We start from the raw sequence: 25,750 nt of genomic DNA, 5'->3' as shown, positions 1-25,750 counted from the left end.
TGCGATGGCTGCCCGCGCAGCCATCACCGTTGCCAGTGCTGTCGTGCCTTACTTGGACTGCATCTTCTTGATCATGTTCAACGCGGTCCGCCTTGGCAGGAACGGCATGATCCAGTTCAGCATGAACCGCAATTTGCCGTCGTTGACGGCGCGCAACTCACCACGGCGCATGGCGTCATAGCCGAATTTGGCGACAGCCTGCGGTGTCGCACCTTTTTGCGCCGTCAATCCGGTGCCTTCCAGATCGGCGCTTTGGGCAAACTCGGTCTCCACATAGCCCGGCTCAAGCGCGGTGACGGTCACGCCTTTCTCGCGGATCTCAGCGTCCAGTGCCTGACTGAAGCTGCTGACATAGGCCTTGGTTGCGAAATAGGTGGCCTGCAACGGCCCTGGCATATAGCTCGCGGTCGAGCTTACGTTGAGGATCTTGCCAGAACCACGTGCAACCATGTCGTTGCCGACCAGATGGCACAAGGTGACAAGAGCCTTCACGTTCAGGTCGATCATCGCCAGATCCTTGTCCAGATCACGGGCGAGAAACGCTCCCTGTCCGCCAAAGCCTGCATTGTTGACCAGAATGTTGATTTCGGCTCCTGCAGTGGCGTCATAAAGGGCTTGCGCGCCGCCCTCGGCACCCAGATCGAGCGGAATGGTGGTTACGGAGACTTCGTGATCGCGTTCAAGTTCCTCTTTCAGGGCTGACAATTCATCAGCGCGGCGCGCCGTGATGATCAGATCACCGCCCCGCTTCGCATGATAGCGGGCAATTTCGCGCCCGATCCCCGAGGACGCCCCTGTGACAAGTGCAGTGTTTGGCATGTGATCTATCCTTTTGCTGTGCTTGCCTGTCATGTGGGCACGACTTTTGTCACATCAACACCTGCTGCGGTCTGCATGCCCGCGAAAGCAAAAAAGCCGCCCCAAAGGGCGGCTTTGCATCATTTTTGACCTGATCAGCGGCGTCTGTCGCGGCGCGACGACATCGGCTGGAAAGCCACGCCGACATGAGCCTCGCAATAGGGTTTGCCTTGCTGCACTGCCAGACCGCAGAACCAGAAGTCATCTGTCGCAGGATCGCCAACAGGCCATTTGCATGTCTTTTCCGTCAGTTCCATCAAAGTGAGCTTTTTAGCTGACTTTTCGACCTCGTTGACCTTGGCAAGCGCCTCGGGGCTGATTTCATTGGCCGATGGCTGCGGAGGCAACGGCTGCCCTGCAGGAATAATCGCGCGGCGCGCGGCAGAAATCGGGATACCGTTCTCGTCGAGTTCCGGCTCTTCCTTCTTTTCCGGCGCAGGTGCGGCGGCCTTTGGCGCGGGCTTCGGTTTGGCAGGTGCCTTGGCTGCCGCTGCCGGCTTTTCCTTGGGCGCAGCTTTGGCGGCAGAGCCACCTGAGCCTGCACGGTTCGATAGGCCAAGACGGTGCACCTTGCCGATCACGGCATTGCGTGTCACGCCACCGAGTTCCTTGGCGATCTGGCTGGCCGACTGGCCCTCGCCCCACATCTTTTTGAGCGTCTCAACGCGCTCGTCAGTCCAGGACATATACGTTCCTTTGCGTCTCTTGCGCCCAAGCCTTCAGGCAGGCGCCGTCTTTTGCATCCACAGCATATTAGTCATTGCGCGCGGTGATGTGAAGGCGAGCGCGGCGGTTTTCTTGCCCGTCTCGCGATGGCTGGTCATTTCGGTGTGGTTCGCTATGTCTGGGCCAAGAAGAGGGACCATCATGCAAGATCAGACACAAATGGGCGTGCGTCGCTTTGGACGCGTCAACTGGCTGGGCACCTGGACACTGGTCCGGCGCGAGATCAGCCGCTTTATGAATGTCTGGTCACAAACCGTGATGGCACCTCTCATCAATGCAGGGCTTTTCCTGATGATCTTCACCATCGCGATTGGTCCGCAAAGGGGCGATGTGATGGGCGTGGATTTCATGACGTTTCTGACGCCAGGTATCTTGACCATGACGGTCATCCAGAACGCCTTTGCCAATACCTCTTCAAGCCTCGCCTCTGCCAAGGTGCAGGGAAATATCGTCGATACGCTGATGCCGCCGCTTTCGGCTGGGGAACTTGTGACAGGCTATCTCGGAGGTGCGGTGGCGCGGGGCGCACTTGTTGCCATTGTGATCGCGATCGGTGCTGCGCTTTTGCTTGGTGTGGGTGTCCAATCGCCGCTCTGGGTGATCACTTTTGTTTTTCTGGGGTCAGTCCTGATGGGCGGTCTGGGTCTGATCGCTGGCATCTTTGCCAACAAGTTTGATCAGCTTTCTGCGATTTCGAATTTTCTGATCACGCCATTGGCGTTTCTGTCAGGGACATTCTATTCGATCGAGGCTTTGCCACCTCTCATGCAAACACTCAGCCATGCCAATCCGTTCTTCTATATTATCGACGGCGTGCGCTTTGGCATGATTGGCGTGAGTGACAGCAGCCCATGGGTGGGGCTTGCTGTGGTGCTGGCGGCATGTCTGGTCGTTGTGGGCATCTGCCTGCGCTGGATGCACAGCGGCTACCGTCTCAAAGCCTAAAGTGGCCCTCTGACGGGAATCCCGCGCTCGGCCATCACCTCGACCAATGTGTCGTCATCCGGCAGATCAAGCGGAAAGACCCCTTCCTGTTCTCCATCACGATAGACGATGACATAGCTGATCTCATCGGATGTTTCTGCCGCTTGCAGATAGGCGATCCGGTCCAGAGGTACGGGACGCGGTTTGCGCCATGCCGCAAGTGTCAGATGGTCACCGTCCAGTTTGATCCCGTAAACGGGGCGGCGCGGCATCAGCCAGCCGACCGTGATCGCGATGAAAAGAACACTCAGCCAAATCAGCTGCTGCAGATCGAGTGCGACAACCATGACGGCAATGGCCACTGCCATGGCAGCCGCCAACCAGACCACGGGCCGCTTGGGCTTGTGGCGGTATTCGAACGTATCGCTCATGCTTTGCGCCTAAAGCAGAAACATGGCTTGATTTTGACCGTATTGGTGCAGTCTCAGGACGCCGCTTTCGCCCGCCGTTCCCGCCATGCAAGCAAGGACGCGCCGCCCAGAATGATCGCGGCCCCTGAAATGCTGACCGCATCGGGGACAACATCAAAGATCAGCAGGTCATAAAGGCTCGCGAACACAAGCGTGATATAGCTGAAAGGCGTGATGAAGCTGGCATCCGCCCGCGCCATGGCGTTCACAAAACACGCCTGCGCCGCAGCCATCAGCATTCCCAGACCTGCTAGGGCTGCCCATTGTGCAGGTGTCGGCATGACCCAGACAGGCAGCACCGCGACGGTGGCGATGACCAGACCAATGGTGTTGTTGACCAGCAGGATCTGAAAAGGCCCCTCGCGGTTGGCAAGCTTCTTGATGAAGATCAGCTCCATGCCCATGACAACCGCCGCACCCAGCGCCAGCAGCCCCGCCAGTTGAAAACTGTCAGGGCCAGGGCGCAGCAAGACAAGCGCACCGAGTAGCGCGGTGAAGGCGGCAAACCAGCGCCACGGCCCAACGCGTTCACCCAAAAGCGGGATGGCCAGCAACATACCGAAGACTGGATTTAGAAAGCTGATCGCCGTGGCATCCGAAAGCGGAATATAGGCGACAGCTGCGAACATCAGCGTCACGCCACCCCACCCGAACAAGGTCCGCCCGATGTGCAAACCGAAATGCGGTCGGCTGATCCGAGGGCGCAGGACAGCCGCCATCGTCGCGATGGTCAGAAAGGCGAACAGAAAGCGTCCGTGACTGATCTGTAGCGGGTGCAGCGGGGGACCGAGCGTCTCCGTCCCCAGCGATTTTGCAAACAGCATCGTCGCCGCGATAAACGCGGTCGCCGTCAGCATGAAGGCAACGGCAACAGGGGGATTCTGGGGGCGCAAACTCATGCGCCTCTGTGACGCGCTCTTTGGTCAGAGACAAGTGGGCTAGTGCGCCTCAAGCACCTCAACGGCAAGGATCGTCGGCAGGTGACGCGCAATTTCGTCCCAACTGTCGCCTTCGTCAAAGCTGGCAAAGACCGATCCACTGTTGGTGCCGAAATAGACACCGGCAGGATCGCGTGTGTCGCCGGCCATCGCCTGCCTCAGCACGGTAAAGAAGCATCCCTCCTGAGGCAGACCATTTCGGCACGCTTCCCAACTTTGGCCGGCGTCTCTGGTCCGCCACACAGCCGCCGCGGCATCTGGCGGGAAGCGTCCAGCGCTGTCACCGTTGAGCGGTAAGGTCCAGACCGTATCGGGATCACGCGGATGCACCCTGATGGGAAACCCGAAAGTCGAAGGCAGGCCCGCATTGATGTCATCCCAACTGCGCCCGCCATCACGGGACCGCCAGACACCGTGGTGGTTCTGTTGATAAAGCACATCACCGTCAGCAGGCGCGCGCATCATGTTGTGTACACAGTGGCCTACGTCTCCGCCAGACGGGGCTGCAGGATGATGGTGACCCTCGCAGGCTGCGGCATTGGTCAGCCGGTTGCGACGCTCCCATGTTGCGCCACCATCCTCGGTGGCAAAGACACCGGCGGCGGAAATGCCGACCCAGACCTTCTTCGGATCCTCCGGTGTCGTCACGATCGTATGCAGAACAAGCCCCGCAGCGCCCGGATTCCAGCTTTCGGCAGAAGGATGGTCCGTTAAACCATCGAGCTTTTCCCAGGTCTCGCCGTTGTCGGTGCTGCGCAGTAGCGAGGCAGGCTTTGTGCCCATGTAAAGCGTGCCATTGTCGTAATGCAGCGACCAGATATCTGTGAAGCTGTCACCGAAGGGGAGGGGGTCGCCTGTGACACCCATGGATTTTGCAAACTCCGGATCGCTCGCTGCCCATTGATCAATCTGGCCGCTTGTCAGCCGGGTTTGTGTCCATGTGGCACCGCCATCATCGGACCGCCAGATGCTGGCGCCGAAGAAATCACCGCCTCCACCAGCCCAGATGCGCCCTGTCTGCGGATCGCCGATGATATGTCCGATTGACTTGCCATTGCAGAACGGACCGCGGACCGACCAGTCTTGCCGGTCTTTCGCAGCCTGCACGAGAAATGCGCCTTTGGTCGTCCCAACAAGGACCGTCGTAGTCGGTTGTGCCATGATAAATCCCCCGGTTTGCGGGCAAGTTTATCACACTTGCGCTGGTCAGGTGAGAAATTCCGGCAAGGTGCGACTGCATCCAAAAAGGGGGTTCCCCAAAGCCAGCCGCTCGTCTAATGAAGGCGCATGATGATGCAGACGACAAACGAAACCCGACGCCGACGCTAAACCGCGCCGCCTTTTGTCCTGCCATTCATAACCCCTTAACATTGTTGACACCCCTGAAAGGTTCTGAACCAATCGGGCATATCTCAAAGGAAGATCGCGATGATCGCTTCTATTCTGCCGACCTATAACCGTGCGCCGCTGACATTTGTCTCCGGCGAAGGCTCCTGGCTGACAGAGGCGGATGGACGACATTTTCTCGATCTTGGGGCTGGAATTGCGGTCAATGCATTGGGCCATGCACATCCTGCTTTGGTTGCGGCCCTGACTGATCAGGCGCAGGCGCTGTGGCACGTGTCCAACCTCTACAACATCCCTGCGCAGCAAAAGCTGGCAGATGCGCTGGTGGATCAGACATTCGCCGATACGGTGTTCTTTACCAACTCAGGCACTGAATCCTGCGAGCTTGCCGTCAAGATGGCACGCAAATACTGGTACGACAAAGGCCAGCCTGACCGTACGGAGATCATCACCTTCTCAGGGTCGTTCCATGGCCGTTCCAGCGCCGGTATCTCTGCTGCCGGCTCCGAAAAGATGACCAAAGGCTTTGGCCCGTTGTTGCCTGGCTTCACGCATCTGGAGTTTGGCGACCACGATGCTTTGCAGTCGGCGGTCTCTGACAAGATCGCCGCGATTTTGGTCGAGCCGGTGCAGGGCGAGGGCGGTATCCGTCCGCTACCGGATCAATGCCTCAAAGGGCTGCGGGACCTTTGCGACCAGCACGGTATCTTGCTCATCTTTGACGAGGTGCAATGCGGGATGGGCCGGACCGGCAAGCTTTTTGCGCATGAATGGGCGGGAATTACACCTGACATCATGATGGTCGCCAAAGGGATCGGCGGCGGCTTCCCGCTTGGCGCGGTCCTCGCCACTGAGAACGCGGCCTCCAGCATGACCGCCGGAACGCATGGATCCACATACGGCGGCAACCCATTGGCCTGCGCGGTCGGCGCGAAGGTCATGGAAATCGTGGCCGATGATGCCTTTCTGGCAGAGGTGAACCGCAAGGCGGGCCACTTGCGCCAAAAGCTTGAAGGGCTTGTGGCCGCTCATCCGGACGTCTTTGAAACTGTGCGCGGGTCCGGGCTGATGCTGGGACTGAAGTGCAAGACAACAAACACCGACGTGGTCGCAGCCGGCTATGCGCAGAACATCCTGACAGTCCCCGCAGCCGACAACGTGATCCGTCTGTTGCCTGCGCTGACAATTACAGATGCCGAGATTGACGAGGCGATCAAACGCCTCGATGCCGCCGCAACAACCATGACGGAGGCCGATGCGTAATTATACCTTCCGCAGACTGGGCCGGTCAGACCTGCCCCTCATGCGCCGCTGGCTACAGGAGGCGCATGTCAGGGTCTGGTGGCCCGACGCGGAACGGCAGCTTACGCTGATGGAGCAGGATATGGATAATCCGCAGATCGACATGTCACTGGTAAGCCTGATCAATCAGCCTTTCGCCTATGTGCATGACCACGACGCCAGAGCGTTCGATTTGCCGCAGTACGCGGACCTGCCGCAAGGTGCACGGGTGATGGCAACCTTTGTTGGTGACACGCAGTTTCTGGGGCAGGGGCATTCGGCGGGCTATATCGACAGTTACGTCCGCGATTTGCGACGACACTATCCTATGGTTGCAGTCGGTCCCAATACCACCGATACCAGCGCCATCCGTATTTTCAGTCAGTCCGGCTTTATGAAGCGTCGTCTGGCGTCGACCCGCGATGGGCGCCTTGTGCAGGTTATGACCCATCTATGAGTTTCCGGGCCCCGGTGCCCCCAAATCTTCAGCGAAAACAATGAACCATTTTCTAGATATCAACGTCACTCCAACAGACGCTTTGCGCGGCATCATCGACAACGCGCAAGCCATGAAAACCGCGCGCGCAGGCAAACCCAAAGGCACGCCAGACGCCGAACAGCCGCTGGCCGGGCATATGGTCGCGCTCATCTTTGAAAAACCTTCAACCCGGACGCGCGTTTCCTTTGATGTTGGGGTCCGCCAGATGGGCGGGCAGACCATGGTGCTATCCGGTGCGGACATGCAGCTTGGCCATGGCGAGACCATCGCCGACACGGCGCGGGTTCTGTCGCGATACGTGGACCTGATCATGATCCGCACCTTTGAAGAACAGACGCTGCTGGATATGGCCGAATATGCCACCGTGCCCGTGATCAACGGTCTGACCAACCGCACGCATCCCTGCCAGATCATGGCTGACATCATGACCTTCGAAGAACACCGCGGCCCCATCAAAGGCAAAAAGGTGGTCTGGTCAGGTGACGGCAACAACGTCTTTGCCAGTTTCGCTCACGCCGCCAAACAGTTCGAGTTCGATCTGGTCTTTACCGGCCCGCCGCCATTGGACCCTGAACCGGCTCTGACCGGCCTTTACACCACGGTCCGCGATCCCAATGAGGCTGTCGAAGGGGCCGATCTTGTGGTCACAGACACTTGGGTCAGCATGCACGATCCCCAATCGGCGCGCGAGCGGCGGCACAACCAGCTAAGGGGGTATCAGGTGAATGACGCGCTGATGGCCAAGGCCAAGGAGGACAGCCTGTTCATGCACTGCCTGCCCGCCCACCGCGACGACGAGGCGACCAGCAGCGTTATGGATGGCCCGCATTCGGTGATTTTCGATGAGGCCGAGAACCGCCTGCACGCGCAGAAGGCGATCATGCGCTACTGCTTGGGTGTCTGATGCAAGAGGATCAGGCTGCCGATTTCAGCGGCTCTGCCTGATCCAGATAAGCCTTTAGAAACGCACGCAACCCGCGGTCTTTGGTTTTCTTGATCGCTTTGCTCAGCGGCAGCCATTTGCGCCTGCGCATACCGGCCTCCGGATAGGTCCTGGCCGTCTTGCGGACATCAATGCGATAAACGCTGACATGGCAGGGAATGCGGCGGCCGTCATCGTACCGCTTTTCGGTCATGTAGCCGCCAACCGGCGTCTTGCTAATCTTGCCCTTGCGCACACCCGCCTCTTCCCAGGCTTCGGCGCGGGCCGTTTCGCGATCAGTCAGATGATCCTCCGGCCAGCCCTTGGGGATGATCCAGCGCCCGCGAGAGGACTTGACGAAAAGCACCTCGGGCCCTGCCGCGCCGTCACGCAGGCAAAGCGCCCCGACCTGCGAAATCGCAGCCGGATCAAGGTCCAAACCCTTGGGTCCAGTCCAATAGGATGTGTCAACAGATGACATATACCCGCCAATATGCTCTTATTATTGATAAAAAGTAACATATCCACAGGGCGAAGGCAAATCCGGCTCAACGCCCGCGCGGTTTGGCACGCAAAGTTGGATCCGCTTGCGTAGGGTCTTCAGGCCACGGGTGCTTGGGGTAACGCCCGCGCATATCGCGCCGGACATCCGCATAGGACGTGGCCCAGAACCCCACAATATCCTGCGTGACCTGAACAGGCTTTTGTCCCGGAGACAGCAAAGTCACCCGCAAAGGGCGGCCGGCAACGACAGGGTGTGTCGTCACGCCAAACATCTCTTGCAGGCGCAGGGTAATCTCTGGTGCGTCCCCGCTATAGTCGATGGGAATATGCCGCCCCAGCGGCGTTTCAAAATGGGCGGGTGCGGCGCGGTCCAACTGCTGCATCTGGTCCCAGTCCAGCATCGCCCGCAAAGCAGGCAAGAGATCGAATGACTTCCATTGCTCTGCCGTGCGCACGTCACGCAGATGCGGCAAAAGCCATGTCTCAAGGTTTGCCAGCAGGCTGTCGTCGTCCATCGCAGGAAGCCCGTCAACCAAGGCAACACGCGCCCGAAACCGCAACGTGGCATCGCGCCAGGGCAGACCGATCTGGCGTATGCCCTCTAACATGGCTGCAGCTAGAGCCTCTGCTGGCGCGTCGCTCCAGCTCCGGTCATCAAGGACAAGCGCACCAAAGCGTTCCTGCCTCCGGCTCAGAACACGGCTATCGCGTTTGGACCACACACACACGTCTTGCCACGCGATCTGATCGGCGAAGATCTGTCTGAAGGCGGCATCTGCGATTGGTACGGCTTGCCTGATGCGCGCTTCACGCGTGTCGCCATCAAGGTCAGACACAACCAGCAGCCGTTCACCAGCCAGCGGGTCTTCGTTTGACAACACTGCGCCTTTGCCACCCGAAAGGACATAGCGCGCGTCATTGCCTTTGCGGCGCAGCGCAACACGGTCAGGATAGGCGAGTGCTGCCATTTGCCCCAGCGAGAGCGGTGCGCCTTCGGTCAGGCCATGCGCGAGGCGCTTCGCCTCCGGCCTGATCTGGGCAAGGGCTGCATGGCTGACCGCACCGGGCCCGTCATAGTGCCCGTCGATTGCTTTCATCCGCAGCGACAGATCAACCGGCGCGCCGCGCAAAGGATCGCGTGCTGCCAGCAGCGCCGCAAGCGGGGCAGCTTGTGCGCCTGCAACGCGCAACATGTGACCCAGACGCGGATGCAACGGGATTGCGGCCAAGGCGCGCCCGTGCGCCGTGATCCGCTTTCCCTCGTCCAATGCCCCCAGACTTTGCAGAAGGGATTGCGCCTCTTTCAAAGCCCCTTCTGGCGGGGGTGTCAGGAAACTCAACGCCTCGCTGCCCCACATCGCAAGCTCAAGCGCGAGCCCCGCCAGATCAGCCGCTTCAATCTCGGCAGGCGGGAACGGTTGCAATGCCCCATGTGCCCCTTTGGTCCACATCCTATAGGCAAACCCTTCGGCCACACGGCCAGCACGTCCGGCGCGCTGTGTGGCCTCTGCGCTGCTGACCGCTTCGGTCACAAGCCGCGACATGCCGGAACTGGGGTCGAACCGCGCGCGTCTTGCGCGCCCGGCATCAACGACGACGCGGATATCCTCGATGGTCAGCGAGGTTTCTGCAATGGATGTGGCCAGCACAATCTTGCGGCCCTGTGGTTCTGGCCTGATCGCCTTGCGCTGTTGTGCAAACGGCATTGCACCAAACAGCGGCCTGATCACGCAGTCAGGCGACAGCCGTCCCCGCAAACCGGCCTCTACGCGTCTGATCTCCCCTTCACCCGGCAGAAAGACCAGAACGCCACCTTCAGTCTCTGATACAGCTTTGTGCACAAGATCGGTCGCTGCCTGCGCGAACCTGACTGTCTTTGGGACGGCCTGATCCAGATAGCGGGTCTCGACAGGAAAAGTCCGCCCTTCGGAGGTGACGATAGGGGCGTCATCCAGCATCGCCGCGACAGGGGCTGCATCGAGCGTGGCCGACATGACAACCACCATCAGATCGGGTCTGAGGGCCTCGCGCACTTCCCATGTCAATGCCAGACCGAGATCGGCGTTCAGAGAGCGTTCGTGGAATTCGTCAAAGATCACGACACCGACCCCGGTCAATTCGGGATCTGACTGCACCATCCGCGTCAGAATACCTTCGGTGACGACTTCGATGCGCTGGCCTGCCTTGCTGTCACCGCGCATCCGGTAGCCCACCGTCTTGCCGACAGGCTCCCCAAGGCCCTCTGCCAGCCGTTCGGCTGCGGCGCGCGCCGCCAGCCGTCTGGGTTCAAGCATGATGATCTTCTGGTCAGTCAGCCCTGCCTGCAGGATCGCCAGTGGCACGCGGCTTGTCTTGCCGGCCCCTGGCGGCGCTTGCAGGACAACACGGCCCTGGCGCGCAAGCGCGGCCGTCACATCTGGTAGGACAGGATCAATCGGCAGGGTGGTCATAGGGCAGATGTGCCACATCACCTCTGGCATGACCAGTTGGCCTGCCCGAAATGAAAAACCCGCCTGAAGATCAGACGGGTTTACATCATCTTTGGTGCGGCTGCGATTTAGGCGGCTGCGTTCAGGATCTGCTTTTTGACCTTCAGCGCCTCAGCGGAAAGTTCAGCATCCTTTGCTTTCGCCATGAAAGCGTCCAGACCACCGCGGTGATCTACCGTGCGCAAAGCAGCACTTGATACTTTGAATTTGAATGACCGGCCAAGCACGTCAGACTGCAGAGTGACATCCTGCAGGTTTGGCAGAAAACGACGGCGGGTACGGTTTTTGGCGTGGCTGACATTGTTGCCAGACATCGGGCCTTTTCCAGTCAGTTCGCAACGGCGCGACATGAGCTTCTTCCTTGTTCTTGCGGCTCTGCCGACCAAATCGTCGGGGCCTCGTGAGTCGGGTTAGAACCCCGCAGCCGCAGGGTCGTGCATAAGATCAGCGCGAGATAGGCGGATTCCGTGACCCCGTCAACCCGCTTTGCCAGCCCTGAGCGGGAATTTCAGCCGGTGCTGTCACTCCGTCCCCGCGTCAGTTCAGGAATTGGCCGCAAGCCGCTTTTGCAAAGGGGCCAGAACCTCTGCCGCCGCCGCTGCCGGGGTGCGCGCGCCGGCCTTGACCTGCGCTTCGGCAGAGGCCACCGCCGCCGCCATTTGCGGATCACTTTGCAAGAGCGACAGCAGGCCGTGGCGCACGTCTTCGCCGAACCAGAAACCCGCCTGCGCCTCGCGGGTAGCCGCCCAGATACCCTGATCCTTGCGCCAGTCTGCAAGGGTCTGCATTTCGTCCCATGCCGCCGACAGCCCGTTGGCCTCCAGCGCAGAGATCGTCAGCGCCTTGGGAAACCCCTCAGGGTCCTGCGGGCGCTTGCGCAAAAGCCGCAGCGCCCCGGCATAATCGGCACAGGTGCGCGTGGCTTGGGACTTCAGTTCACCATCGGCTTTATTGACCAGAATAAGATCGGCCATTTCCATGATGCCGCGCTTGACGCCTTGCAACTCATCGCCTCCGGCTGGGGCCAGCAACAGCACGAATAAATCGGCCATCTGCGCCACAACGGTTTCTGACTGGCCCACGCCCACGGTCTCGATCAGCACAACATCAAATCCGGCAGCCTCGCACAAGGCCACGGCCTCACGTGAGCGGCGCGCGACACCCCCCAACTGGGACTGGCTTGGCGAAGGGCGGATAAACGCGTTGGGATCACGCGAAAGCTGGTCCATGCGGGTTTTGTCACCAAGGATCGAGCCGCCCGACCGGGCAGAGGAAGGATCAACCGCCAGCACCGCCACGCGCTTGCCCATGCCGGTCAGCATCAGGCCAAAGCTTTCGATAAATGTCGATTTGCCGACGCCCGGCGTGCCCGAGAGGCCGATACGCAACGCCTGCCTGTCGGTGCCGAGCCGATCCAGCAAATCCAGCGCCTCTGCGCGGTGATCGGCGCGGCCGCTTTCGACAAGGGTGATCGCGCGCGCCAGGGCGCGCCGCTCGCCGGATTTGATCGCATCAGCCAATGCAGGAATATCGCGTGTCGTGCTCATGGCTCCTTCATACGGGTCAGCTAGGAAAGGTCCAGCCCGAAGGATCAGATCAACGCGGCTACCCAAGCCGGAACGACCTCTGATGCCGGACCGTAACGATGTGTGTCAAACGCATTGGCGCGCGCCGAAGGAGCGAGGTTGATCTCAAGCGTCTCACCGCGCGCGATCTCGACCAGACCGGCCGCAGGATAGACCTCAGCCGAGGTGCCGATTGCAACAAAAAGGTCGGCCGTCTCGACCGCGCCTGCCAGACGGTCCATGTGATAGGGGATCTCGCCAAACCAGACGATATCCGGTCGTGTGCGCGCCGCGGTGCAGGCAGGGCAGGGGTCTTGCGGATGCATTGCCTCTGGCGCGTCCCAGCGATGCCCGCAGGCCGCGCAAAGGGCACGCATAAGTTCCCCATGCATATGGATGACGCCGCGCGCACCGGCACGTTCATGCAGGTCATCGACGTTTTGCGTGATCAACGTCACATCGTGCCTGCCCGATTGTTGCAGGGCCGCAAGCGCCGTATGTGCCGCGTTGTGGCTGGCCTCTAACGCATTGCGGCGTCTGGCATTGTAGAACTCATGGACCAATGAGGGATTGCGGGCAAAGCCTTCGGGGGTTGCGACCTCGTTGAGGTCATACTTGGTCCAGAGCCCGTCCTTGTCGCGGAAGGTGCCAAGCCCGCTTTCGGCAGACACACCCGCCCCTGTGAGAATTGCGATCTTCATGGCCATACTAGACAGGCTGCTGTCCTTGGGCGCAAGCTGGGGGCGCACATACCATGGCCGGAGGAAGGGATATGACAAAAACGCCAATGCATCTTTGGATCGTCGGGGTGTTGTCGCTTGTCTGGAACGCGGGCGGAGCCGTTGATTATCTGATGACGAAACTCGAAGTGCCGGATTATGTCGCAGCACTCCCCGAAGATTCGTTGCGCCTGCTGCAAGAGGCGCCGCTTTGGTTCCATGTGGCTTGGGCCACCGGTGTCTGGCTTTCGGTGGTGGGATCAATTCTGCTGCTCGCACGGTCCCGCTTGGCAGGGACTGCCTTCGCGCTTTCGCTTGGCGGATTGCTGGCCTCGTCTGTCTATACTTACGGGCTGTCTGAGGGTGGGTCGATGATGGCCACAGGTGGGCCTGCCGCAATCGCCTTTCTGATCGCGATCCCGGTCCTTCTCGTCCTGCAATGGCTTTATGCCCGTGCCATGACACGTAAAGGCGTCTTGCGCTGATGCGGGTTCTGTTTGTGTGTCTTGGAAATATCTGCCGTTCGCCAGCGGCAGAGGGTGTGATGCGCCAGCGCGCGCCCGACTGGGTGATCGACAGCGCTGGCACTGGCGGATGGCACGTCGGTGATCCGCCCTACGGCCCAATGCAGCAAGCGGCCCAGCGGCGCGGGATTGACCTCAGCGACCTCAGGGCACGGCAGTTCCAGACGGCAGACTTTGACAGATTTGACCTGATTGTTGCGATGGACCGCCAGAACCTTGCCGACATTGAGCGGCTCAGACCGCGTGACAATGCGACACCCGTGCGGCTGATGGCGGAAAAGGACGTGCCTGATCCTTACTACACAAGGGATTTTGACGGCGCGCTTGACTTGATTGAGGAGGCGGCGACTAGCCTGCTGGCCTGCAAATCTGTTCAGCCAGATCAGTAAAGGCGCGATAGCGATCCCAGAACCGCTCATCGCGGAAACTGTCCGACTGACGCGTGTCCTGCGCCAGTTGTGGATCATAAAAGAAGCTTGCCGCCCGCGTCTGGTCACTGGCTGACAACGACTGGTTTGCCACCTGCTGGATGCACGAACAGAGCGCAGGCGAGGCGGCGCGCCGGTCCGCTTCAAGGCAGGCTGCCGAGATATCGCCGGTGATGACGCGACTGCCACCGCCGCAAGCTGCGGCCGATGCCACTGCACCGGCAAGAAGAATATACCGCATCGTTTTGTCCTCTGTTCGCCCCCACGTTCATGCGCGGGTGGTCAGTCAGGATTTCGTCCATTTGGGTCAATTATGTAGCCCAATGCCGAGTCTTTCAATTCACGATTGCAGGCTTTGAGAGATTGCTTTGAAAATGACGCGGTGTGCACCCTCACCATCCCGCTTGACCGCTCCTGAAATCCGCTCCATATCCCAGCCATGACAGAGCTTTCGCATATCCGTAACTTCTCGATCGTGGCGCATATCGACCATGGGAAATCCACCCTGGCCGATCGGCTGATCCAGTCCACCAACACCGTCACTGAACGCGAGATGAAGGAACAGCTTCTCGATGCGATGGATATCGAGCGCGAGCGCGGGATCACCATCAAAGCCAACACCGTCCGCATCGACTATCTGGCCGATGATGGCGAAAAATACGTGCTGAACCTGATCGACACCCCCGGTCACGTGGACTTCGCCTACGAGGTGTCACGCTCCATGCGCGCGGTCGAAGGATCACTGCTGGTCGTGGACAGCACCCAAGGGGTCGAGGCGCAGACGCTCGCCAATGTCTATCAGGCCATCGACGCCGACCACGAAATCGTGCCTGTGCTCAACAAGATCGACCTGCCAGCGTCCGAATGTGACCGCGTGGCCGAACAGATCGAGGATGTGATCGGCATCGACGCCTCAGGCGCGATCCAGGTCAGCGCGAAAACAGGTGTGGGCATCAAGGAAACGCTTGAGGCCATCGTCACCAAACTGCCAGCGCCCAAGGGCGAGCGTGACGCGCCGCTCAAGGCGATGCTGGTCGATAGCTGGTATGACAGCTACCTCGGTGTGATCGTTCTGGTGCGCATCATCGATGGCGTGATGAAAAAGAACGACCGCGTCAAATTCATGTCGAACGGCACCGTCCACCAGATCGACAAGATCGGCGTTTTCCGCCCCAAGATGCAGGACGTGGCCGAACTTGGCCCCGGCGAGATCGGCTTTATCACCGCCTCCATCAAACAGGTCCGCGACACCCGCGTGGGTGACACGATCACGTCCGAGAAAAAAGGCACCGACACCCCGCTGCCGGGCTTCAAGCCCTCACAGCCGGTGGTGTTCTGCGGGCTCTTCCCCGTGGACAGCTCCGAATTCGAGGACCTGCGCGACGCCATCGACAAGCTGGCCCTGAACGACGCCTCCTTCAGCCACGAGATGGAAACCTCAGCCGCACTCGGCTTCGGCTTCCGCTGTGGTTTCTTGGGGCTTTTGCACCTTGAGGTCATCCGCGACCGGATCGAGCGCGAATATGACATCGAACTGATCACCACCGCCCCGTCGGTCGTCTATCACGTCTACATGCGCGACGGTGAGATGATGGAGCTGCACAACCCCGCCGACATGCCCGACCTGACCCATGTCGACCATGTCGAGGAACCCCGCATCAAGGCCACGATCCTTGTGCCCGACGACTACCTCGGCGATGTGCTGAAACTCTGTCAGGAGCGTCGCGGCGTCCAGCTTGACCTGACCTATGCAGGCAGCCGCGCAATGACGGTCTATGACCTGCCACTCAACGAGGTTGTCTTTGACTTCTACGACCGGCTGAAGTCCGTGACCAAAGGCTATGCCTCTTTCGATTACCAGATGACAGGTTACCAACAGGATAATCTGGTCAAAATGTCCGTGCTGGTGAACGAAGAGCCTGTGGATGCGCTCTCCATGATGGTGCACCGCGACCGGGCCGAGATGCGCGGGCGCGCCATGGTCGAAAAGCTCAAAGACCTGATCCCCCGCCACATGTTCAAGATCCCGATACAGGCGGCTATCGGCGGCAAAGTGATCGCCCGCGAGACGCTGTCCGCTCTGCGCAAGGACGTAACCGCCAAATGCTACGGCGGCGACGCGACGCGTAAGCGGAAACTGCTGGACAAGCAGAAGGCCGGTAAGAAAAAGATGCGGCAGTTCGGGAAAGTGGATATCCCGCAGGAAGCGTTTATTTCAGCGCTGAAGATGGATAGCTAGGGCGATGCCCACCGTCTACCGGCTCGATGGCTATCGCTTCTTCTTCTACTCGAACGAAGGCGACCCGCGCGAGCCGGTCCATATCCATGTGATGAAGGGCGGGGCTGAAGCCAAGTTCTGGGTTAGGCCGGTGATCCGGCTCGAGCGATCTTACGGCTTTGACGCCCGCACTTTGCGCAAACTCGCGCGCATGATAGAGTCGAATGGCAAACTGATTTCAGAGGCATGGGATGAGCATTTCGGCGGTTGAGGTTCACTTTGACGACGACCTGATGTGGGTCAGCCTGCAAGACGGGCGGCAACTCGGTGTGCCACTGGCATGGTTTCCTAGGCTAATGGCAGCTACGGCAGAGGAACGGACGGCAGTTGAGATTAGCCCGTTCGGGCTGCATTGGGAGACGCTGGACGAGGATATCTCGGTGCCTGCGCTGCTGGCAGGGGAGCCGGTGCTGGCGGCGGAGTGAGGGGAACGAGTAACTTTCTCCCGGATGCAGATCGCGACGCCTGAGGCAAGACCTATGCGCTGGAGAGATAGATAGCGTAGCGCGAGGTCAGCAGAATCCGGTGTATCTGGTTTACTTGCTCCTACGAGGATTGCCTAAGCACCACCTTTGGTTGAGACTACATGCATCTGTCATGCTTAACCTTGGATTCGAAAGCGAGCTTTGCGAGCAAGTATGGTTCCGAAACTAACACTTTTAATCGACGAAAGTGGGGACCAAGGTCTCGACCGAGTTATGACCCATGATAATCCGTTTGGTGCTTCATCATATCTGACTATGGGGGCAGTTCTAGTTCCATCAATAAACCTCCCGAAAATACGAAAAGATTTGGAATTAATGAGAGGGAAGATTGATGCTAAGGAGCTTCATTGCACTGACTTGAGTCATGGCCAAGTTGCCTTTTGCGCAAGAGAAGTCAAAAAGCTTAGGATGTTGGCTTTCGGTGTAATTTCAAAGAAGTCGACAATCGGAGACTACAGAAAGTCGATTGAAGGCGAGAAACAAGCACAGGACTATTACAATAAGTGTGCTCAATACTTGTTTGAATTGGTCGGGGCATACGTCGGCAAAAAGGAACTCGGCGCCTAGGATATAGCAATAATCTTTGAGCAAAAGCGCGGCCACGACTATGGTCGGTTGGCACGTTTTCTTACAGCAATTGCTGAGAAACCGCTTGATGCACGTGCGGCAAAACTCGCGTATTTGATGCCGGTGAGCATTCAAGCCGTGACTAAGAAAGACGAACCTGCTTTGGCGATAGCAGACCTAGTAGCATACGCTCTCCACAAGAGTTTCTGCTCTGAAAATAACAAGCTGAAACTGACGGAGCAGCGATACCTACGAGAGATCAAGTCCAAGTTCTATTCGTGTGACGCGACAGGTCAGATCGCAAACTTTGGTATCAAATTCATCAGAGGACCCGTCGACATGGGCCTCAAAGGTGAAGAAATGTCATTTGCGATGAAATTCTACAAGAAAGCACCGCAAAAGACTAAATTGCGAAACTCCCTCTAGGTTTGGTAGCGCCCTACTCAGCGCTTTGCGCGTTCAGCCCTGAAACTGTCCGCTGGACAGTTTCCAAAACGGGCTTCACCCACCCCCACGGAGCAGGCGCTGCTGCCCTCCTCCGTTCGGGCGCGGGTTCCCTGACTGTGGTCATCGTTTAGAAACAGGCCCTCTCACCACCCCCTTGACCCACATCAACGACCCCTGCGCCCGCCTCATCTAGCATCTCTCCAATACATCACTGATGGAGACGACGATGGTCCGACTTGCTTCGATACTTTACTCAATTATCGCCACAGCCCTCGGGGGTGCGCTGGTGGTCGTGGCGTTGGTCACCGGCAATGACCAGTTCATCCCGATCCTTGCTGCAGCGGGCATCGGAGCGGTCTTGGCGCTGCCTGTGTCCTACCTCGTGGCACGCGCCATCGTCACCCAGCAGGTCTGACGTTGGGCGGGGCTTGCTCCGTTCGGGCGCGGCTTAAGTCCAGATGACAGGGGGCGAGACTTGAGCGCGCTCCCCCGCAGACCGCCGATCAATCATCCACACACATTCCTTCCGCTCCGACTTTTCGGAACGAACCGCGCGGCGATCCGTTGGTCCTCTCACAAAGGAGGCAATTATGGACCGTCTATCAATCTTTCTGACTTTGCCCATCGGCGCCGTCATTTGCGGCGCAATCGCCATCGTCGCGATGTCGCTGGGTTTTTATAACTGGCCTGTCATCATCGGCGGGTTGATCGTTGGCTATGCACTCAGCTGGCCGGTATCCTACTACGTGTCGCGCCGGATCAAGCGCAACGACAACGGCTTTGATCATCGCCGCGTCGAAGACGTGGGCCCGATCCCGAACCCCAACGCGCGCGAAGTCTAAGCGCAGACCGGGTGTGGATCTAGAACGCCCGATCCACGGCCGAGGCCGCGCGGGTGATATCGCGCCCGACGCCTTTGACTGTTTCACAGGCGGATAGGCCAAGCACGGCCAGAACAAGCGCGAGACGAAGCATCGGCAACCTCAATGATGTGACGGCAGGGCGGTGCGCCCTGTCTTTAGAACGTGCGGTCGAGGGTCTGGCCTGCGGCCGTGATATCACGTCCGGCCCCTTGGATGGTTTCGCAAGCGGCGAGGCCAAGAATGGCAAGGACAAGGGCGATACGGATCATGGCAAACCTCTTTGGATCATGCGTTGTGGCGTAATCTAGCGCCGCAGTCAGGGGGCGGCAAGCAGGCTGCGCGGTGCATCCTGTCTGCACAGGCGGTGTACAGGTTGTGTACAGCTTGTGTACGGGCGGTGTACGCCCCGATCAGCCCAAAAATGCGCTCACCGCGGCGGCAAACTCGCGCGGCTTTTCCGCATGCAGCCAGTGTCCCGCGCCGGGGATCTTCGCGAACTTTGCATCAGGGAAAAGCGCCTTGATTTGGGGTCGCGCGTCGCGCTGGACGTAATCCGAATTGGCCCCCGAGAGGAACAACGTTTCGCCTTCAAATGCTCCCGTAACCTCAGGAAAACCAATGATTTTGTCCATTTCGGCTTCCAGAATGTCGAGGTTCAGACGCCAGCGTTTCTCTTTCAGATCAAGGCTTTGCAGCAGGAAGTCATCGACGCCGGGATCAAGCCCTTGCAGCTGCGCTTTGGCCTCAGCGCGGTTTGTGACAGACGTCAGATTCAGCCCCCGCATGGCATCAATCGGCCCTTGCTGACTGTGAGAGTAGGTCACCGGCGCAATGTCCGCGACGATCAATTTCTCAACAATATCAGGGCGTTGCAAGGCAAGGATCATAGCAGCCTTGCCACCCATCGAATGGCCAAGCACATGCATCGGGCGATCCATCACCTCTGCCAGATCATCAGCCATGTCGGGGTAAGAGTGTGTTTCATACCAAGGACTTAGCGCATGATTGCGCATATCCACGACCACAACCGGCCGCGCTTCGGAGAAGCGCTTCGCCAGAACACCCCAGTTGCGCGCCGACCCAAATAGCCCGTGCGCAATCAAAAGCGGCGTGGCGTCAGGTCCGTCATATGTCACCGTGTTCAACATGCATCTGTTGCTACCCTTCATTGCCCCCGCGTGCCAGAGGGATTGAGCAAATGCCAGCAAGCAAGTACCGCACCGCAAATGAAACAGACCCATGCCGAGATGATCGCTGAAGTGCGCGATGCCTTGCGCCAAAAGCTCAAGCTGCGCGGGCGTTCGCTCGAGGTTCAACTGCGCAATGGTGGGCGGCTACTGCCGCGCTCGGTGAAGCAGGATGTGCGCGTTTTGGCACGTGCTGAGGCTGTTGCTGACAATCCCAAGCTGGCAAAGCTGGTAGAGCCTGCCACCGTCACGCAAGCGCATCGCGCTGTGATGGACTACCTCGATGGCATCGACCCTGCCGCGCAAAGGCGCGACGCGCTTTTGAACATGGCAGCGGCGGTCGGTTTTGTAATCCTGACCACCATAGTCCTCGTCATCATCACGCTCTGGTGGCGTGGGTTCATCTGACGATGCGGCCAGCGCCGATGAGGCCCACCAGCGGGTGGGCCTGATCCGGTTTACAGTTCTGGGTAGATGGGGAAGTTTGCGCAAAGTGCCTCGACTTCGGCGCGGACTTTCGCCTCCACCTCGCCGTTTCCATCTTTGCCATTTGCGGCAAGACCATCGGTCACCTCAACGATCCAGTCGGCGATCTGACGGAATTCAACTTCGGTAAACCCGCGTGTCGTGGCCGCAGGTGAGCCCAAACGGATGCCGGATGTCACCATTGGCTTTTCGGGGTCAAACGGAATGCCGTTCTTGTTGCAGGTGATATGCGCACGACCGAGCGCCTTTTCGGTCGCATTGCCTTTGACGCCTTTGGGGCGCAAATCGACGAGCATCACGTGGGTGTCCGTGCCACCTGTCACAATATCAAGGCCACCCTTCATCAATTGATCGGCAAGCGCTTGGGCATTCTTGATGACCTGCTCTTGATAGCTTTTGAACTCGGGGCGCAGGGCCTCTCCGAATGCGACAGCTTTGCCTGCAATCACGTGCATGAGCGGGCCGCCCTGGATACCGGGGAAGATCGCTGAGTTGCACTTCTTGGCGATGGCCTCGTCATTGGTCAGGATCATGCCGCCACGCGGACCGCGCAGTGTTTTATGCGTGGTTGTGGTGGCAACATGAGCGTGCGGGAAGGGCGAAGGGTAAAGACCAGCAGCCACCAGTCCTGCAAAATGCGCCATATCGACGAGGAGGTAGGCGCCAACGCTGTCTGCAATCTCGCGCATCTTTGCAAAGTCGATGATGCGGGGAATTGCTGATCCACCTGCAATGATCATCTTTGGTTGATGTTCTGTGGCGAGGCGCTGGACCTCATCATAATCAAGTAGGCTGTCCTGCTTGCGCACGCCATATTGGACTGCGTTGAACCATTTGCCAGACTGGTTCGGCTTGGCCCCGTGGGTCAGGTGGCCACCTGCATCGAGCGACATGCCAAGGATCGTATCGCCAGGCTGCAGCAGTGCCTGGAATACACCCTGGTTGGCTTGCGAGCCTGAGTTGGGCTGCACATTCGCAAAACCGCAGTCGAACAGCTGCTTGGCGCGGTCGATGGCCAGATTCTCGGCAACATCGACATGCTCGCATCCCCCGTAATAGCGGCGACCGGGGTACCCTTCGGCGTATTTGTTCGTCATGACGCTGCCTTGGGCTTCCATCACAGCTGCAGAGACGATGTTCTCTGAGGCAATCAACTCGATTTCGTTGCGCTGGCGGTTCAGCTCGGCCTTCATTGCGGCGTCGAGTTCCGGATCGCGGGTGGCAAGCGTTTCTGTGAAAAAGCCGTTATCGCGCACATTGGCAGTCATGGGTGCAGTCCTCTTTGCGAGTGCAGGAATGATATCTGGCGCTCTCATAGCGCGGAAAATGCGTACGCTAAAGCATCAAAACGACCATGATGTTTATGAGCACGTCATCGGCTGTTTCCGATGGCCGCCTTGCGTTTCGGGTCCGATCACCGCACAACGTATCGGAACCAAAAGGATTTCGTGCGATGCCACGCTCCAGAATCGCCTTTGTTGCCAGTCCTGTGCCGATTGCTGAGCAAGCGCGCGCAGCACTGGCGGCGCGCCATGGTGACGTGCCGCCCGAACAGGCGGAGGTCATTGTCGCATTGGGCGGTGACGGATTTATGTTGCAGACGCTGCACGCCACGCAGGGCCTTGATGTGCCGGTCTACGGGATGAACCGTGGCACAGTAGGCTTTTTGATGAATGAGTTTCATCAGGACGATTTGCAGGAAAGGCTGAATGAGGCCGAGGAAGAGGTCATCAACCCGCTGCGGATGACAGCGCTTTCTGCGGATGGGGAGATGCATGAGGCCTTGGCGATCAACGAGGTGAGCCTTCTGCGTGCCGGGCCTCAGGCGGCGAAGTTGCGGATTTCGATTGATGGCCGGCTCCGCATGGATGAACTCGTCTGTGACGGGGCGCTTGTTGCGACGCCTGCGGGATCGACCGCCTATAACTATTCGGCGCATGGACCCATCTTGCCGATTGGCTCTGACGTTTTGGCGTTGACCGCTATGGCCGCCTTCAGACCAAGGCGCTGGCGTGGTGCATTGCTTCCCAAGAGGGCAGTCGTCCGGCTCGACGTGATCAATCCCACCAAACGGCCCGTGATGGCCGACGCGGATGGTAAGTCGGTACGCGATGTTGTGAGCGTCGAAATCCGGTCTGAGCCCAGCATCCGGCATCGCATTCTTTTTGATCCCGGCCACGGGCTGGAGGAACGGTTGATCAGGGAACAGTTCGCCTGAGGCTTGCTTACTCAACCTGATCGAGACTGCTTGTCGCGCCAAAGCGCATCTCTTGCCGCCAGACCGTTCCAAATGCCCAGAACCAGAAATGGACCCCGGCAAGCGCACCAAAGAAGACACCTAACAGGAACCCCGGAACACCGGCCTCTGCTGTCATTGGCAGACTGATGAGGACGGCCGCTACCAATGGGGCGACGGGGAAAAGGACCTGTATCTGCAAAAAGGCCAAGCACAGCCAGATGGCAAGAATGATCAGCGTCAGAAGTGCCGCGAGGAGCGCGCCGTAGAACACAAGTATGAAAAGGCTTTCTGTCAGCCCAAAGATGGCGTTGCCCATAATCGCTGCAGGGATTTCCGCCACAAAAAGCAGTGCAGTGCCAGCCACATAGGTGGCGAAACACCCACGAAGTATGTCCTTCAACTGCCGCAACCCGCTTGCCTCTAGTCAAGCGCTTAGTCGGTGGTTGAAATCCAATCCACATCCAGCGCCGCCTCATAATCGGCGCCGTAGGCGACGATGCCAAGACTTCGGATATCGGACGGGCGGAATTGTGCTTGAAGTCCGCCTTGTGGGCGGAAGGCTGCCCAGGGGATGCGCACCTCGGCCCACGCCTCAGTGGTGTCAAATGCGGCTTGATAGAACTGCCACGGCCGCCGCGCGGTATCGGGGCGCAGATGCACGTAGTAGCGCGCACCGTTCCCCCTGACCCTCAAGGCCAAACCTGTGGCGGCTTCCGGCAAGGGCGACGAAAGGTTCGTGCGGATCTGGATGAACCCGCCGTTATTGGCGGTGCTGACCTGACCGCGCAACTGCGCGAATTCCAGATCACCATCGCGGCCAAGCCCGGCCTGCCCATCCGACACGCCACCCATGACACGGTCGCTGGTGTAACCCCACCGCTCTGTCGCATCTTGGCCAAAGTCTTCGATCAGCATCGGGTCCGCTCCGGCTGTTGTTGCCAAAAATAATAAGGTCAGGATCATGCGCATGATCCTGACCTAGCTTTGTGTCAGCGGTTTTCTAGCAGTGCTGCTGTCCTAGGCGCCCGCATACCCCATCGGGACCAATGCCTCTTTGATTTCATCAAGAATGGCGGGATCATCAATCGTCGCCGGCATCTTGAATTCTTCATTGTCGGCGATCTTTACCATGGTTGCGCGCAGGATTTTGCCGGAACGTGTCTTGGGCAAGCGGTCGACAACAGCGACCAACTTGAACGCAGCTACCGGACCGATGGTGTCTCTCACGCGTTTGACCACCTCGGCCTTGATCATATCATCAGCGCGGTCGCACCCTTTGTTCAGGCATACAAAGCCCATGGGCAATTGTCCCTTGAGCGCGTCAGTCACACCGATCACAGCACACTCGGCCACGTCGGGGTGACCTGCGATGACCTCTTCCATCTGACCGGTCGAAAGGCGGTGGCCTGCGACGTTGATCACGTCGTCAGTGCGCGCCATGATGTAAAGGTAGCCATCTTCGTCGATCATCCCTGCATCGCCGGTCTCATAATAGCCGGGGAAGGTGTTGAGATAACTCTTCTTGAACCGCTCTTCGGCATTCCAGAGCGTTGGAAGTGTGCCTGGTGGCAGCGGTAGTTTGACAGCAATCGCCCCAAGTTCCCCTGCGGGCATCGGGTGACCTGCTTCATCGAGGATTTGCACGTCATAACCCGGCATCGCGACCGTCGGTGAACCGATCTTGACGGGGAGAGGTTCGATCCCTGCGGGGTTGCCAGCGATGCTCCACCCGGTTTCTGTCTGCCACCAGTGATCGTAGACCGGCACACCCATCACGCGCTGGGCCCATTCGATGGTGTCAGGGTCGGCGCGTTCACCGGCAAGATAGAGCGCACGCAGGTGCGAGATATCATAGTTTTCGATCAATTTGCCTTCTGGATCGTCGCGCTTGATGGCCCGGAAAGCGGTCGGGGCAGTAAAGAAGGATTTGACCTTGTGCTCGTCGATGACACGCCAGAACGTGCCCGCGTCAGGTGTGCCCACGGGCTTGCCTTCAAAGACGATGGTGGTGTTGCCAGCAATCAAAGGCCCGTAGCAGATGTAGGAATGGCCCACGACCCAGCCCACGTCGGAGGCCGCCCAGAATACCTCTCCGGGATCGATGTTGTAGATCGCTTTCATTGACCAGTTGAGCGCCACCAGATGACCAGCGGTCGGACGAACGACGCCCTTGGGCGCGCCGGTGGTGCCGGATGTGTAGAGGATATAGGCAGGGTGGTCGCCTTCGACGGGAACGCAGTCAGCCGGAGCAACGTCGGATTGGACTTCGTGCCAGTCAAAGTCGCGGCCGGGTGTCAGTGGTGCGATTTCCGGCTCTCTTTGATAGATGACGCAGAAATCGGGTTTGTGCGTCGCAAGCTCGATCGCACCATCCAGAAGAGGCTTGTACTGGACAACGCGGCCCGGCTCGATCCCGCAGGAGCCTGCGATAATGGCCTTCGGCGTGGCGTCATCAATGCGGACCGCAAGCTCGTTTGCAGCAAATCCGCCAAACACGACAGAATGGATCGCGCCAAGCCGTGCGCAAGCCAGCATCGCTTCCAGCGCTTGCGGTATCATTGGCATGTAGATGATGACGCGATCACCCTTGGTCACGCCTTTGGCCTTGAGTGCGCCGGCAAGAGATGAGACGCGTTTTTGCAACTCGGCGTATGTGATCGTTTCTTTGGTGTCGGTGACGGGGCTGTCATAGATGATGGCCGCCTGATCGCCTCGACCGTTTTCAACGTGCCGATCAACAGCGTTGTAGCAGGTGTTCACCTTTGCGTCTTTGAACCATTCGTAGAGAGGGGCATTCGCATCATGCAGCGCTTTCGTCGGTGCCTCGTCCCAGTCAATCGCCTTGGCCTGTTCCATCCAGAACCCTTCTGGGTCTGATTTTGCGGCTGCGTAAACCTCTGCGTATCCCATGATATCCCTCCCAATGGTCTTGCGCGAATGTGTTACGCCGCGCGCAAACGACCAGCAAGGAAAACAAGCTGGGCCAAGGGGTGGGGAGTAAAAT

The 25,750-nt window shown here is 59.0% G+C and carries 33 protein-coding genes; 15 read left to right on the top strand and 18 right to left on the bottom strand.

Annotated elements, in window-relative coordinates:
* Window positions 1–48: 48 nt before the first annotated feature.
* Window positions 49–819, bottom strand: a complete 771-nt coding sequence (locus BM316_RS09490) for an SDR family NAD(P)-dependent oxidoreductase (protein WP_090207841.1) — start codon at window positions 817–819, stop codon at window positions 49–51.
* Window positions 820–953: 134 nt separating this feature from the next.
* Window positions 954–1,544: a GcrA family cell cycle regulator gene (locus BM316_RS09485; protein WP_090206909.1), complete on the bottom strand. Its 591-nt coding sequence runs from the start codon at window positions 1,542–1,544 to the stop codon at window positions 954–956.
* 181 nt (window positions 1,545–1,725) lie between these two features.
* Here BM316_RS09485 and BM316_RS09480 point away from each other — a divergent pair, with 181 nt between their 5' ends.
* Window positions 1,726–2,529 carry an ABC transporter permease gene (locus BM316_RS09480; protein WP_242649805.1) on the top strand — a complete coding sequence of 268 codons (804 nt, stop codon included), beginning with the start codon at window positions 1,726–1,728 and terminating at the stop codon, window positions 2,527–2,529.
* On the opposite strand, the gene BM316_RS09475 is transcribed toward BM316_RS09480, so the two are convergent.
* Genes BM316_RS09475 through BM316_RS09465 form a run of 3 tightly spaced genes read right to left on the bottom strand, consistent with a single transcriptional unit; the run spans window position 2,526 to window position 5,077 of the window.
* On the bottom strand, window positions 2,526–2,939 hold the full coding sequence (locus BM316_RS09475) for a hypothetical protein (RefSeq protein ID WP_090206906.1): 414 nt from the start codon (window positions 2,937–2,939) through the stop codon (window positions 2,526–2,528). The two genes, BM316_RS09480 and BM316_RS09475, sit on opposite strands and share 4 nt — an antisense overlap.
* 53 nt (window positions 2,940–2,992) lie before the next feature.
* A complete protein-coding gene (locus BM316_RS09470) occupies window positions 2,993–3,877 on the bottom strand; it encodes a DMT family transporter (RefSeq protein ID WP_090206903.1) in 885 nt (294 codons plus the stop codon).
* Between the two features lie 39 nt (window positions 3,878–3,916).
* Window positions 3,917–5,077, bottom strand: a complete 1,161-nt coding sequence (locus tag BM316_RS09465; protein WP_090206900.1) for a WD40/YVTN/BNR-like repeat-containing protein — start codon at window positions 5,075–5,077, stop codon at window positions 3,917–3,919.
* A gap of 267 nt (window positions 5,078–5,344) precedes the next feature.
* Here BM316_RS09465 and BM316_RS09460 point away from each other — a divergent pair, with 267 nt between their 5' ends.
* Genes BM316_RS09460 through argF form a run of 3 tightly spaced genes read left to right on the top strand, consistent with a single transcriptional unit; the run spans window position 5,345 to window position 7,947 of the window.
* Window positions 5,345–6,526 carry an aspartate aminotransferase family protein gene (locus tag BM316_RS09460; protein ID WP_090206897.1) on the top strand — a complete coding sequence of 394 codons (1,182 nt, stop codon included), beginning with the start codon at window positions 5,345–5,347 and terminating at the stop codon, window positions 6,524–6,526.
* Window positions 6,519–7,001, top strand: a complete 483-nt coding sequence (locus BM316_RS09455) for a GNAT family N-acetyltransferase (RefSeq protein ID WP_090206894.1) — start codon at window positions 6,519–6,521, stop codon at window positions 6,999–7,001. The genes BM316_RS09460 and BM316_RS09455 overlap by 8 nt, the downstream gene beginning before the upstream one ends.
* A gap of 40 nt (window positions 7,002–7,041) precedes the next feature.
* The gene (gene argF, locus BM316_RS09450) at window positions 7,042–7,947 is read left to right on the top strand and encodes an ornithine carbamoyltransferase (protein WP_090206891.1); all 906 of its coding nucleotides are present in this window, start codon (window positions 7,042–7,044) and stop codon (window positions 7,945–7,947) included.
* Between the two features lie 10 nt (window positions 7,948–7,957).
* Here the strand turns inward: argF and BM316_RS09445 are convergent, their stop codons facing one another.
* The 5 genes from BM316_RS09445 to BM316_RS09425 form a co-directional block, all read right to left on the bottom strand.
* Entirely contained in the window at window positions 7,958–8,446 is a 489-nt protein-coding gene (locus BM316_RS09445; protein ID WP_090206889.1) for an NUDIX hydrolase, read from the bottom strand.
* 67 nt (window positions 8,447–8,513) lie between these two features.
* Entirely contained in the window at window positions 8,514–10,919 is a 2,406-nt protein-coding gene (hrpB, locus tag BM316_RS09440; protein ID WP_090207835.1) for an ATP-dependent helicase HrpB, read from the bottom strand.
* A 107-nt stretch (window positions 10,920–11,026) separates the two neighbouring features.
* Window positions 11,027–11,308, bottom strand: a complete 282-nt coding sequence (gene rpmB, locus BM316_RS09435) for a 50S ribosomal protein L28 (protein ID WP_090206886.1) — start codon at window positions 11,306–11,308, stop codon at window positions 11,027–11,029.
* Window positions 11,309–11,500: 192 nt separating this feature from the next.
* Window positions 11,501–12,505, bottom strand: coding sequence for a methylmalonyl Co-A mutase-associated GTPase MeaB (gene meaB / locus BM316_RS09430; RefSeq protein ID WP_090206883.1), 1,005 nt, complete (start codon window positions 12,503–12,505; stop codon window positions 11,501–11,503).
* A 44-nt stretch (window positions 12,506–12,549) separates the two neighbouring features.
* Window positions 12,550–13,230, bottom strand: a complete 681-nt coding sequence (locus tag BM316_RS09425; protein ID WP_090206879.1) for an NAD-dependent deacylase — start codon at window positions 13,228–13,230, stop codon at window positions 12,550–12,552.
* 65 nt (window positions 13,231–13,295) lie between these two features.
* Between BM316_RS09425 and BM316_RS09420 the strand changes: the two genes are divergently transcribed.
* Together BM316_RS09420 and BM316_RS09415 are read left to right on the top strand one after the other, a co-directional pair.
* Window positions 13,296–13,727 (top strand): hypothetical protein, encoded by a 432-nt coding sequence (locus BM316_RS09420; protein ID WP_090206876.1) that lies wholly within the window; start codon window positions 13,296–13,298, stop codon window positions 13,725–13,727.
* Window positions 13,727–14,155 carry a low molecular weight protein-tyrosine-phosphatase gene (locus tag BM316_RS09415; RefSeq protein WP_090206873.1) on the top strand — a complete coding sequence of 143 codons (429 nt, stop codon included), beginning with the start codon at window positions 13,727–13,729 and terminating at the stop codon, window positions 14,153–14,155. Before BM316_RS09420 ends, BM316_RS09415 begins: the two co-directional genes overlap by 1 nt.
* On the opposite strand, the gene BM316_RS09410 is transcribed toward BM316_RS09415, so the two are convergent.
* Entirely contained in the window at window positions 14,115–14,435 is a 321-nt protein-coding gene (locus tag BM316_RS09410; protein WP_090206870.1) for an arginine transporter, read from the bottom strand. The two genes, BM316_RS09415 and BM316_RS09410, sit on opposite strands and share 41 nt — an antisense overlap.
* A 198-nt stretch (window positions 14,436–14,633) precedes the next feature.
* Between BM316_RS09410 and lepA the strand changes: the two genes are divergently transcribed.
* The 7 genes from lepA to BM316_RS09375 all read left to right on the top strand — a co-directional run bounded on the left by lepA (window position 14,634) and on the right by BM316_RS09375 (window position 18,813).
* A complete protein-coding gene (gene lepA / locus BM316_RS09405) occupies window positions 14,634–16,433 on the top strand; it encodes a translation elongation factor 4 (RefSeq protein ID WP_090206867.1) in 1,800 nt (599 codons plus the stop codon).
* Window positions 16,434–16,437: 4 nt separating this feature from the next.
* Entirely contained in the window at window positions 16,438–16,683 is a 246-nt protein-coding gene (locus BM316_RS09400) for a DUF4160 domain-containing protein (RefSeq protein ID WP_090206863.1), read from the top strand.
* Window positions 16,664–16,897 (top strand): DUF2442 domain-containing protein, encoded by a 234-nt coding sequence (locus tag BM316_RS09395; protein ID WP_090206860.1) that lies wholly within the window; start codon window positions 16,664–16,666, stop codon window positions 16,895–16,897. Before BM316_RS09400 ends, BM316_RS09395 begins: the two co-directional genes overlap by 20 nt.
* A 273-nt stretch (window positions 16,898–17,170) precedes the next feature.
* Window positions 17,171–17,524: a hypothetical protein gene (locus BM316_RS09390; RefSeq protein ID WP_131802562.1), complete on the top strand. Its 354-nt coding sequence runs from the start codon at window positions 17,171–17,173 to the stop codon at window positions 17,522–17,524.
* Window positions 17,525–17,572: 48 nt separating this feature from the next.
* On the top strand, window positions 17,573–17,950 hold the full coding sequence (locus tag BM316_RS09385) for a hypothetical protein (RefSeq protein WP_090206854.1): 378 nt from the start codon (window positions 17,573–17,575) through the stop codon (window positions 17,948–17,950).
* 247 nt (window positions 17,951–18,197) lie between these two features.
* Window positions 18,198–18,386, top strand: coding sequence for a CTP synthetase (locus BM316_RS09380; RefSeq protein WP_090207830.1), 189 nt, complete (start codon window positions 18,198–18,200; stop codon window positions 18,384–18,386).
* A gap of 175 nt (window positions 18,387–18,561) precedes the next feature.
* Window positions 18,562–18,813: a hypothetical protein gene (locus BM316_RS09375; RefSeq protein ID WP_090206852.1), complete on the top strand. Its 252-nt coding sequence runs from the start codon at window positions 18,562–18,564 to the stop codon at window positions 18,811–18,813.
* Window positions 18,814–18,832: 19 nt separating this feature from the next.
* Here the strand turns inward: BM316_RS09375 and BM316_RS09370 are convergent, their stop codons facing one another.
* The 3 genes from BM316_RS09370 to BM316_RS09360 all read right to left on the bottom strand — a co-directional run bounded on the left by BM316_RS09370 (window position 18,833) and on the right by BM316_RS09360 (window position 19,982).
* Complete coding sequence (locus tag BM316_RS09370; protein WP_090206849.1) at window positions 18,833–18,946, bottom strand: entericidin A/B family lipoprotein; 114 nt, start codon at window positions 18,944–18,946, stop codon at window positions 18,833–18,835.
* Between the two features lie 43 nt (window positions 18,947–18,989).
* Window positions 18,990–19,103 carry an entericidin A/B family lipoprotein gene (locus BM316_RS09365; RefSeq protein WP_090206847.1) on the bottom strand — a complete coding sequence of 38 codons (114 nt, stop codon included), beginning with the start codon at window positions 19,101–19,103 and terminating at the stop codon, window positions 18,990–18,992.
* Window positions 19,104–19,244: 141 nt separating this feature from the next.
* On the bottom strand, window positions 19,245–19,982 hold the full coding sequence (locus tag BM316_RS09360) for an alpha/beta fold hydrolase (RefSeq protein ID WP_090207827.1): 738 nt from the start codon (window positions 19,980–19,982) through the stop codon (window positions 19,245–19,247).
* Between the two features lie 78 nt (window positions 19,983–20,060).
* Between BM316_RS09360 and BM316_RS09355 the strand changes: the two genes are divergently transcribed.
* Window positions 20,061–20,429 (top strand): hypothetical protein, encoded by a 369-nt coding sequence (locus BM316_RS09355; protein WP_090206845.1) that lies wholly within the window; start codon window positions 20,061–20,063, stop codon window positions 20,427–20,429.
* A 50-nt stretch (window positions 20,430–20,479) separates the two neighbouring features.
* Here the strand turns inward: BM316_RS09355 and glyA are convergent, their stop codons facing one another.
* Complete coding sequence (gene glyA, locus BM316_RS09350) at window positions 20,480–21,775, bottom strand: serine hydroxymethyltransferase (RefSeq protein WP_090207824.1); 1,296 nt, start codon at window positions 21,773–21,775, stop codon at window positions 20,480–20,482.
* A gap of 185 nt (window positions 21,776–21,960) precedes the next feature.
* Here glyA and BM316_RS09345 point away from each other — a divergent pair, with 185 nt between their 5' ends.
* On the top strand, window positions 21,961–22,725 hold the full coding sequence (locus tag BM316_RS09345; protein WP_090207821.1) for an NAD kinase: 765 nt from the start codon (window positions 21,961–21,963) through the stop codon (window positions 22,723–22,725).
* 7 nt (window positions 22,726–22,732) lie between these two features.
* Here the strand turns inward: BM316_RS09345 and BM316_RS09340 are convergent, their stop codons facing one another.
* The 3 genes from BM316_RS09340 to BM316_RS09330 are packed head-to-tail and all read right to left on the bottom strand — an operon-like array spanning window position 22,733 to window position 25,656.
* Window positions 22,733–23,146 carry a hypothetical protein gene (locus tag BM316_RS09340; protein ID WP_131802561.1) on the bottom strand — a complete coding sequence of 138 codons (414 nt, stop codon included), beginning with the start codon at window positions 23,144–23,146 and terminating at the stop codon, window positions 22,733–22,735.
* A gap of 32 nt (window positions 23,147–23,178) precedes the next feature.
* On the bottom strand, window positions 23,179–23,709 hold the full coding sequence (locus BM316_RS09335; RefSeq protein ID WP_165606564.1) for a CIA30 family protein: 531 nt from the start codon (window positions 23,707–23,709) through the stop codon (window positions 23,179–23,181).
* A gap of 54 nt (window positions 23,710–23,763) precedes the next feature.
* Window positions 23,764–25,656, bottom strand: coding sequence for a propionyl-CoA synthetase (locus BM316_RS09330; protein WP_090206837.1), 1,893 nt, complete (start codon window positions 25,654–25,656; stop codon window positions 23,764–23,766).
* Window positions 25,657–25,750: the final 94 nt, after the last annotated feature.

Origin of the sequence: Yoonia litorea, assembly GCF_900114675.1 — a bacterium.
GTDB lineage: Bacteria > Pseudomonadota > Alphaproteobacteria > Rhodobacterales > Rhodobacteraceae > Yoonia > Yoonia litorea.
This window is presented reverse-complemented; position numbering and strand designations above follow the sequence as displayed.

What these genes read in the sequence shown, in the direction of transcription:
- BM316_RS09490 (WP_090207841.1), bottom strand. Translation starts at nt 819, where the DNA reads ATGCCAAACACTGCACTTGTCACAGGGGCGTCCTCGGGGATCGGGCGC.
- BM316_RS09485 (WP_090206909.1), bottom strand. Translation starts at nt 1,544, where the DNA reads ATGTCCTGGACTGACGAGCGCGTTGAGACGCTCAAAAAGATGTGGGGC.
- BM316_RS09480 (WP_242649805.1), top strand. Translation starts at nt 1,726, where the DNA reads ATGCAAGATCAGACACAAATGGGCGTGCGTCGCTTTGGACGCGTCAAC.
- BM316_RS09475 (WP_090206906.1), bottom strand. Translation starts at nt 2,939, where the DNA reads ATGAGCGATACGTTCGAATACCGCCACAAGCCCAAGCGGCCCGTGGTC.
- BM316_RS09470 (WP_090206903.1), bottom strand. Translation starts at nt 3,877, where the DNA reads ATGAGTTTGCGCCCCCAGAATCCCCCTGTTGCCGTTGCCTTCATGCTG.
- BM316_RS09465 (WP_090206900.1), bottom strand. Translation starts at nt 5,077, where the DNA reads ATGGCACAACCGACTACGACGGTCCTTGTTGGGACGACCAAAGGCGCA.
- BM316_RS09460 (WP_090206897.1), top strand. Translation starts at nt 5,345, where the DNA reads ATGATCGCTTCTATTCTGCCGACCTATAACCGTGCGCCGCTGACATTT.
- BM316_RS09455 (WP_090206894.1), top strand. Translation starts at nt 6,519, where the DNA reads ATGCGTAATTATACCTTCCGCAGACTGGGCCGGTCAGACCTGCCCCTC.
- argF (WP_090206891.1), top strand. Translation starts at nt 7,042, where the DNA reads ATGAACCATTTTCTAGATATCAACGTCACTCCAACAGACGCTTTGCGC.
- BM316_RS09445 (WP_090206889.1), bottom strand. Translation starts at nt 8,446, where the DNA reads ATGTCATCTGTTGACACATCCTATTGGACTGGACCCAAGGGTTTGGAC.
- hrpB (WP_090207835.1), bottom strand. Translation starts at nt 10,919, where the DNA reads ATGACCACCCTGCCGATTGATCCTGTCCTACCAGATGTGACGGCCGCG.
- rpmB (WP_090206886.1), bottom strand. Translation starts at nt 11,308, where the DNA reads ATGTCGCGCCGTTGCGAACTGACTGGAAAAGGCCCGATGTCTGGCAAC.
- meaB (WP_090206883.1), bottom strand. Translation starts at nt 12,505, where the DNA reads ATGAGCACGACACGCGATATTCCTGCATTGGCTGATGCGATCAAATCC.
- BM316_RS09425 (WP_090206879.1), bottom strand. Translation starts at nt 13,230, where the DNA reads ATGGCCATGAAGATCGCAATTCTCACAGGGGCGGGTGTGTCTGCCGAA.
- BM316_RS09420 (WP_090206876.1), top strand. Translation starts at nt 13,296, where the DNA reads ATGACAAAAACGCCAATGCATCTTTGGATCGTCGGGGTGTTGTCGCTT.
- BM316_RS09415 (WP_090206873.1), top strand. Translation starts at nt 13,727, where the DNA reads ATGCGGGTTCTGTTTGTGTGTCTTGGAAATATCTGCCGTTCGCCAGCG.
- BM316_RS09410 (WP_090206870.1), bottom strand. Translation starts at nt 14,435, where the DNA reads ATGCGGTATATTCTTCTTGCCGGTGCAGTGGCATCGGCCGCAGCTTGC.
- lepA (WP_090206867.1), top strand. Translation starts at nt 14,634, where the DNA reads ATGACAGAGCTTTCGCATATCCGTAACTTCTCGATCGTGGCGCATATC.
- BM316_RS09400 (WP_090206863.1), top strand. Translation starts at nt 16,438, where the DNA reads ATGCCCACCGTCTACCGGCTCGATGGCTATCGCTTCTTCTTCTACTCG.
- BM316_RS09395 (WP_090206860.1), top strand. Translation starts at nt 16,664, where the DNA reads ATGAGCATTTCGGCGGTTGAGGTTCACTTTGACGACGACCTGATGTGG.
- BM316_RS09390 (WP_131802562.1), top strand. Translation starts at nt 17,171, where the DNA reads ATGACCCATGATAATCCGTTTGGTGCTTCATCATATCTGACTATGGGG.
- BM316_RS09380 (WP_090207830.1), top strand. Translation starts at nt 18,198, where the DNA reads ATGGTCCGACTTGCTTCGATACTTTACTCAATTATCGCCACAGCCCTC.
- BM316_RS09375 (WP_090206852.1), top strand. Translation starts at nt 18,562, where the DNA reads ATGGACCGTCTATCAATCTTTCTGACTTTGCCCATCGGCGCCGTCATT.
- BM316_RS09370 (WP_090206849.1), bottom strand. Translation starts at nt 18,946, where the DNA reads ATGCTTCGTCTCGCGCTTGTTCTGGCCGTGCTTGGCCTATCCGCCTGT.
- BM316_RS09365 (WP_090206847.1), bottom strand. Translation starts at nt 19,103, where the DNA reads ATGATCCGTATCGCCCTTGTCCTTGCCATTCTTGGCCTCGCCGCTTGC.
- BM316_RS09360 (WP_090207827.1), bottom strand. Translation starts at nt 19,982, where the DNA reads ATGTTGAACACGGTGACATATGACGGACCTGACGCCACGCCGCTTTTG.
- BM316_RS09355 (WP_090206845.1), top strand. Translation starts at nt 20,061, where the DNA reads ATGAAACAGACCCATGCCGAGATGATCGCTGAAGTGCGCGATGCCTTG.
- glyA (WP_090207824.1), bottom strand. Translation starts at nt 21,775, where the DNA reads ATGACTGCCAATGTGCGCGATAACGGCTTTTTCACAGAAACGCTTGCC.
- BM316_RS09345 (WP_090207821.1), top strand. Translation starts at nt 21,961, where the DNA reads ATGCCACGCTCCAGAATCGCCTTTGTTGCCAGTCCTGTGCCGATTGCT.
- BM316_RS09335 (WP_165606564.1), bottom strand. Translation starts at nt 23,709, where the DNA reads ATGATCCTGACCTTATTATTTTTGGCAACAACAGCCGGAGCGGACCCG.
- BM316_RS09330 (WP_090206837.1), bottom strand. Translation starts at nt 25,656, where the DNA reads ATGGGATACGCAGAGGTTTACGCAGCCGCAAAATCAGACCCAGAAGGG.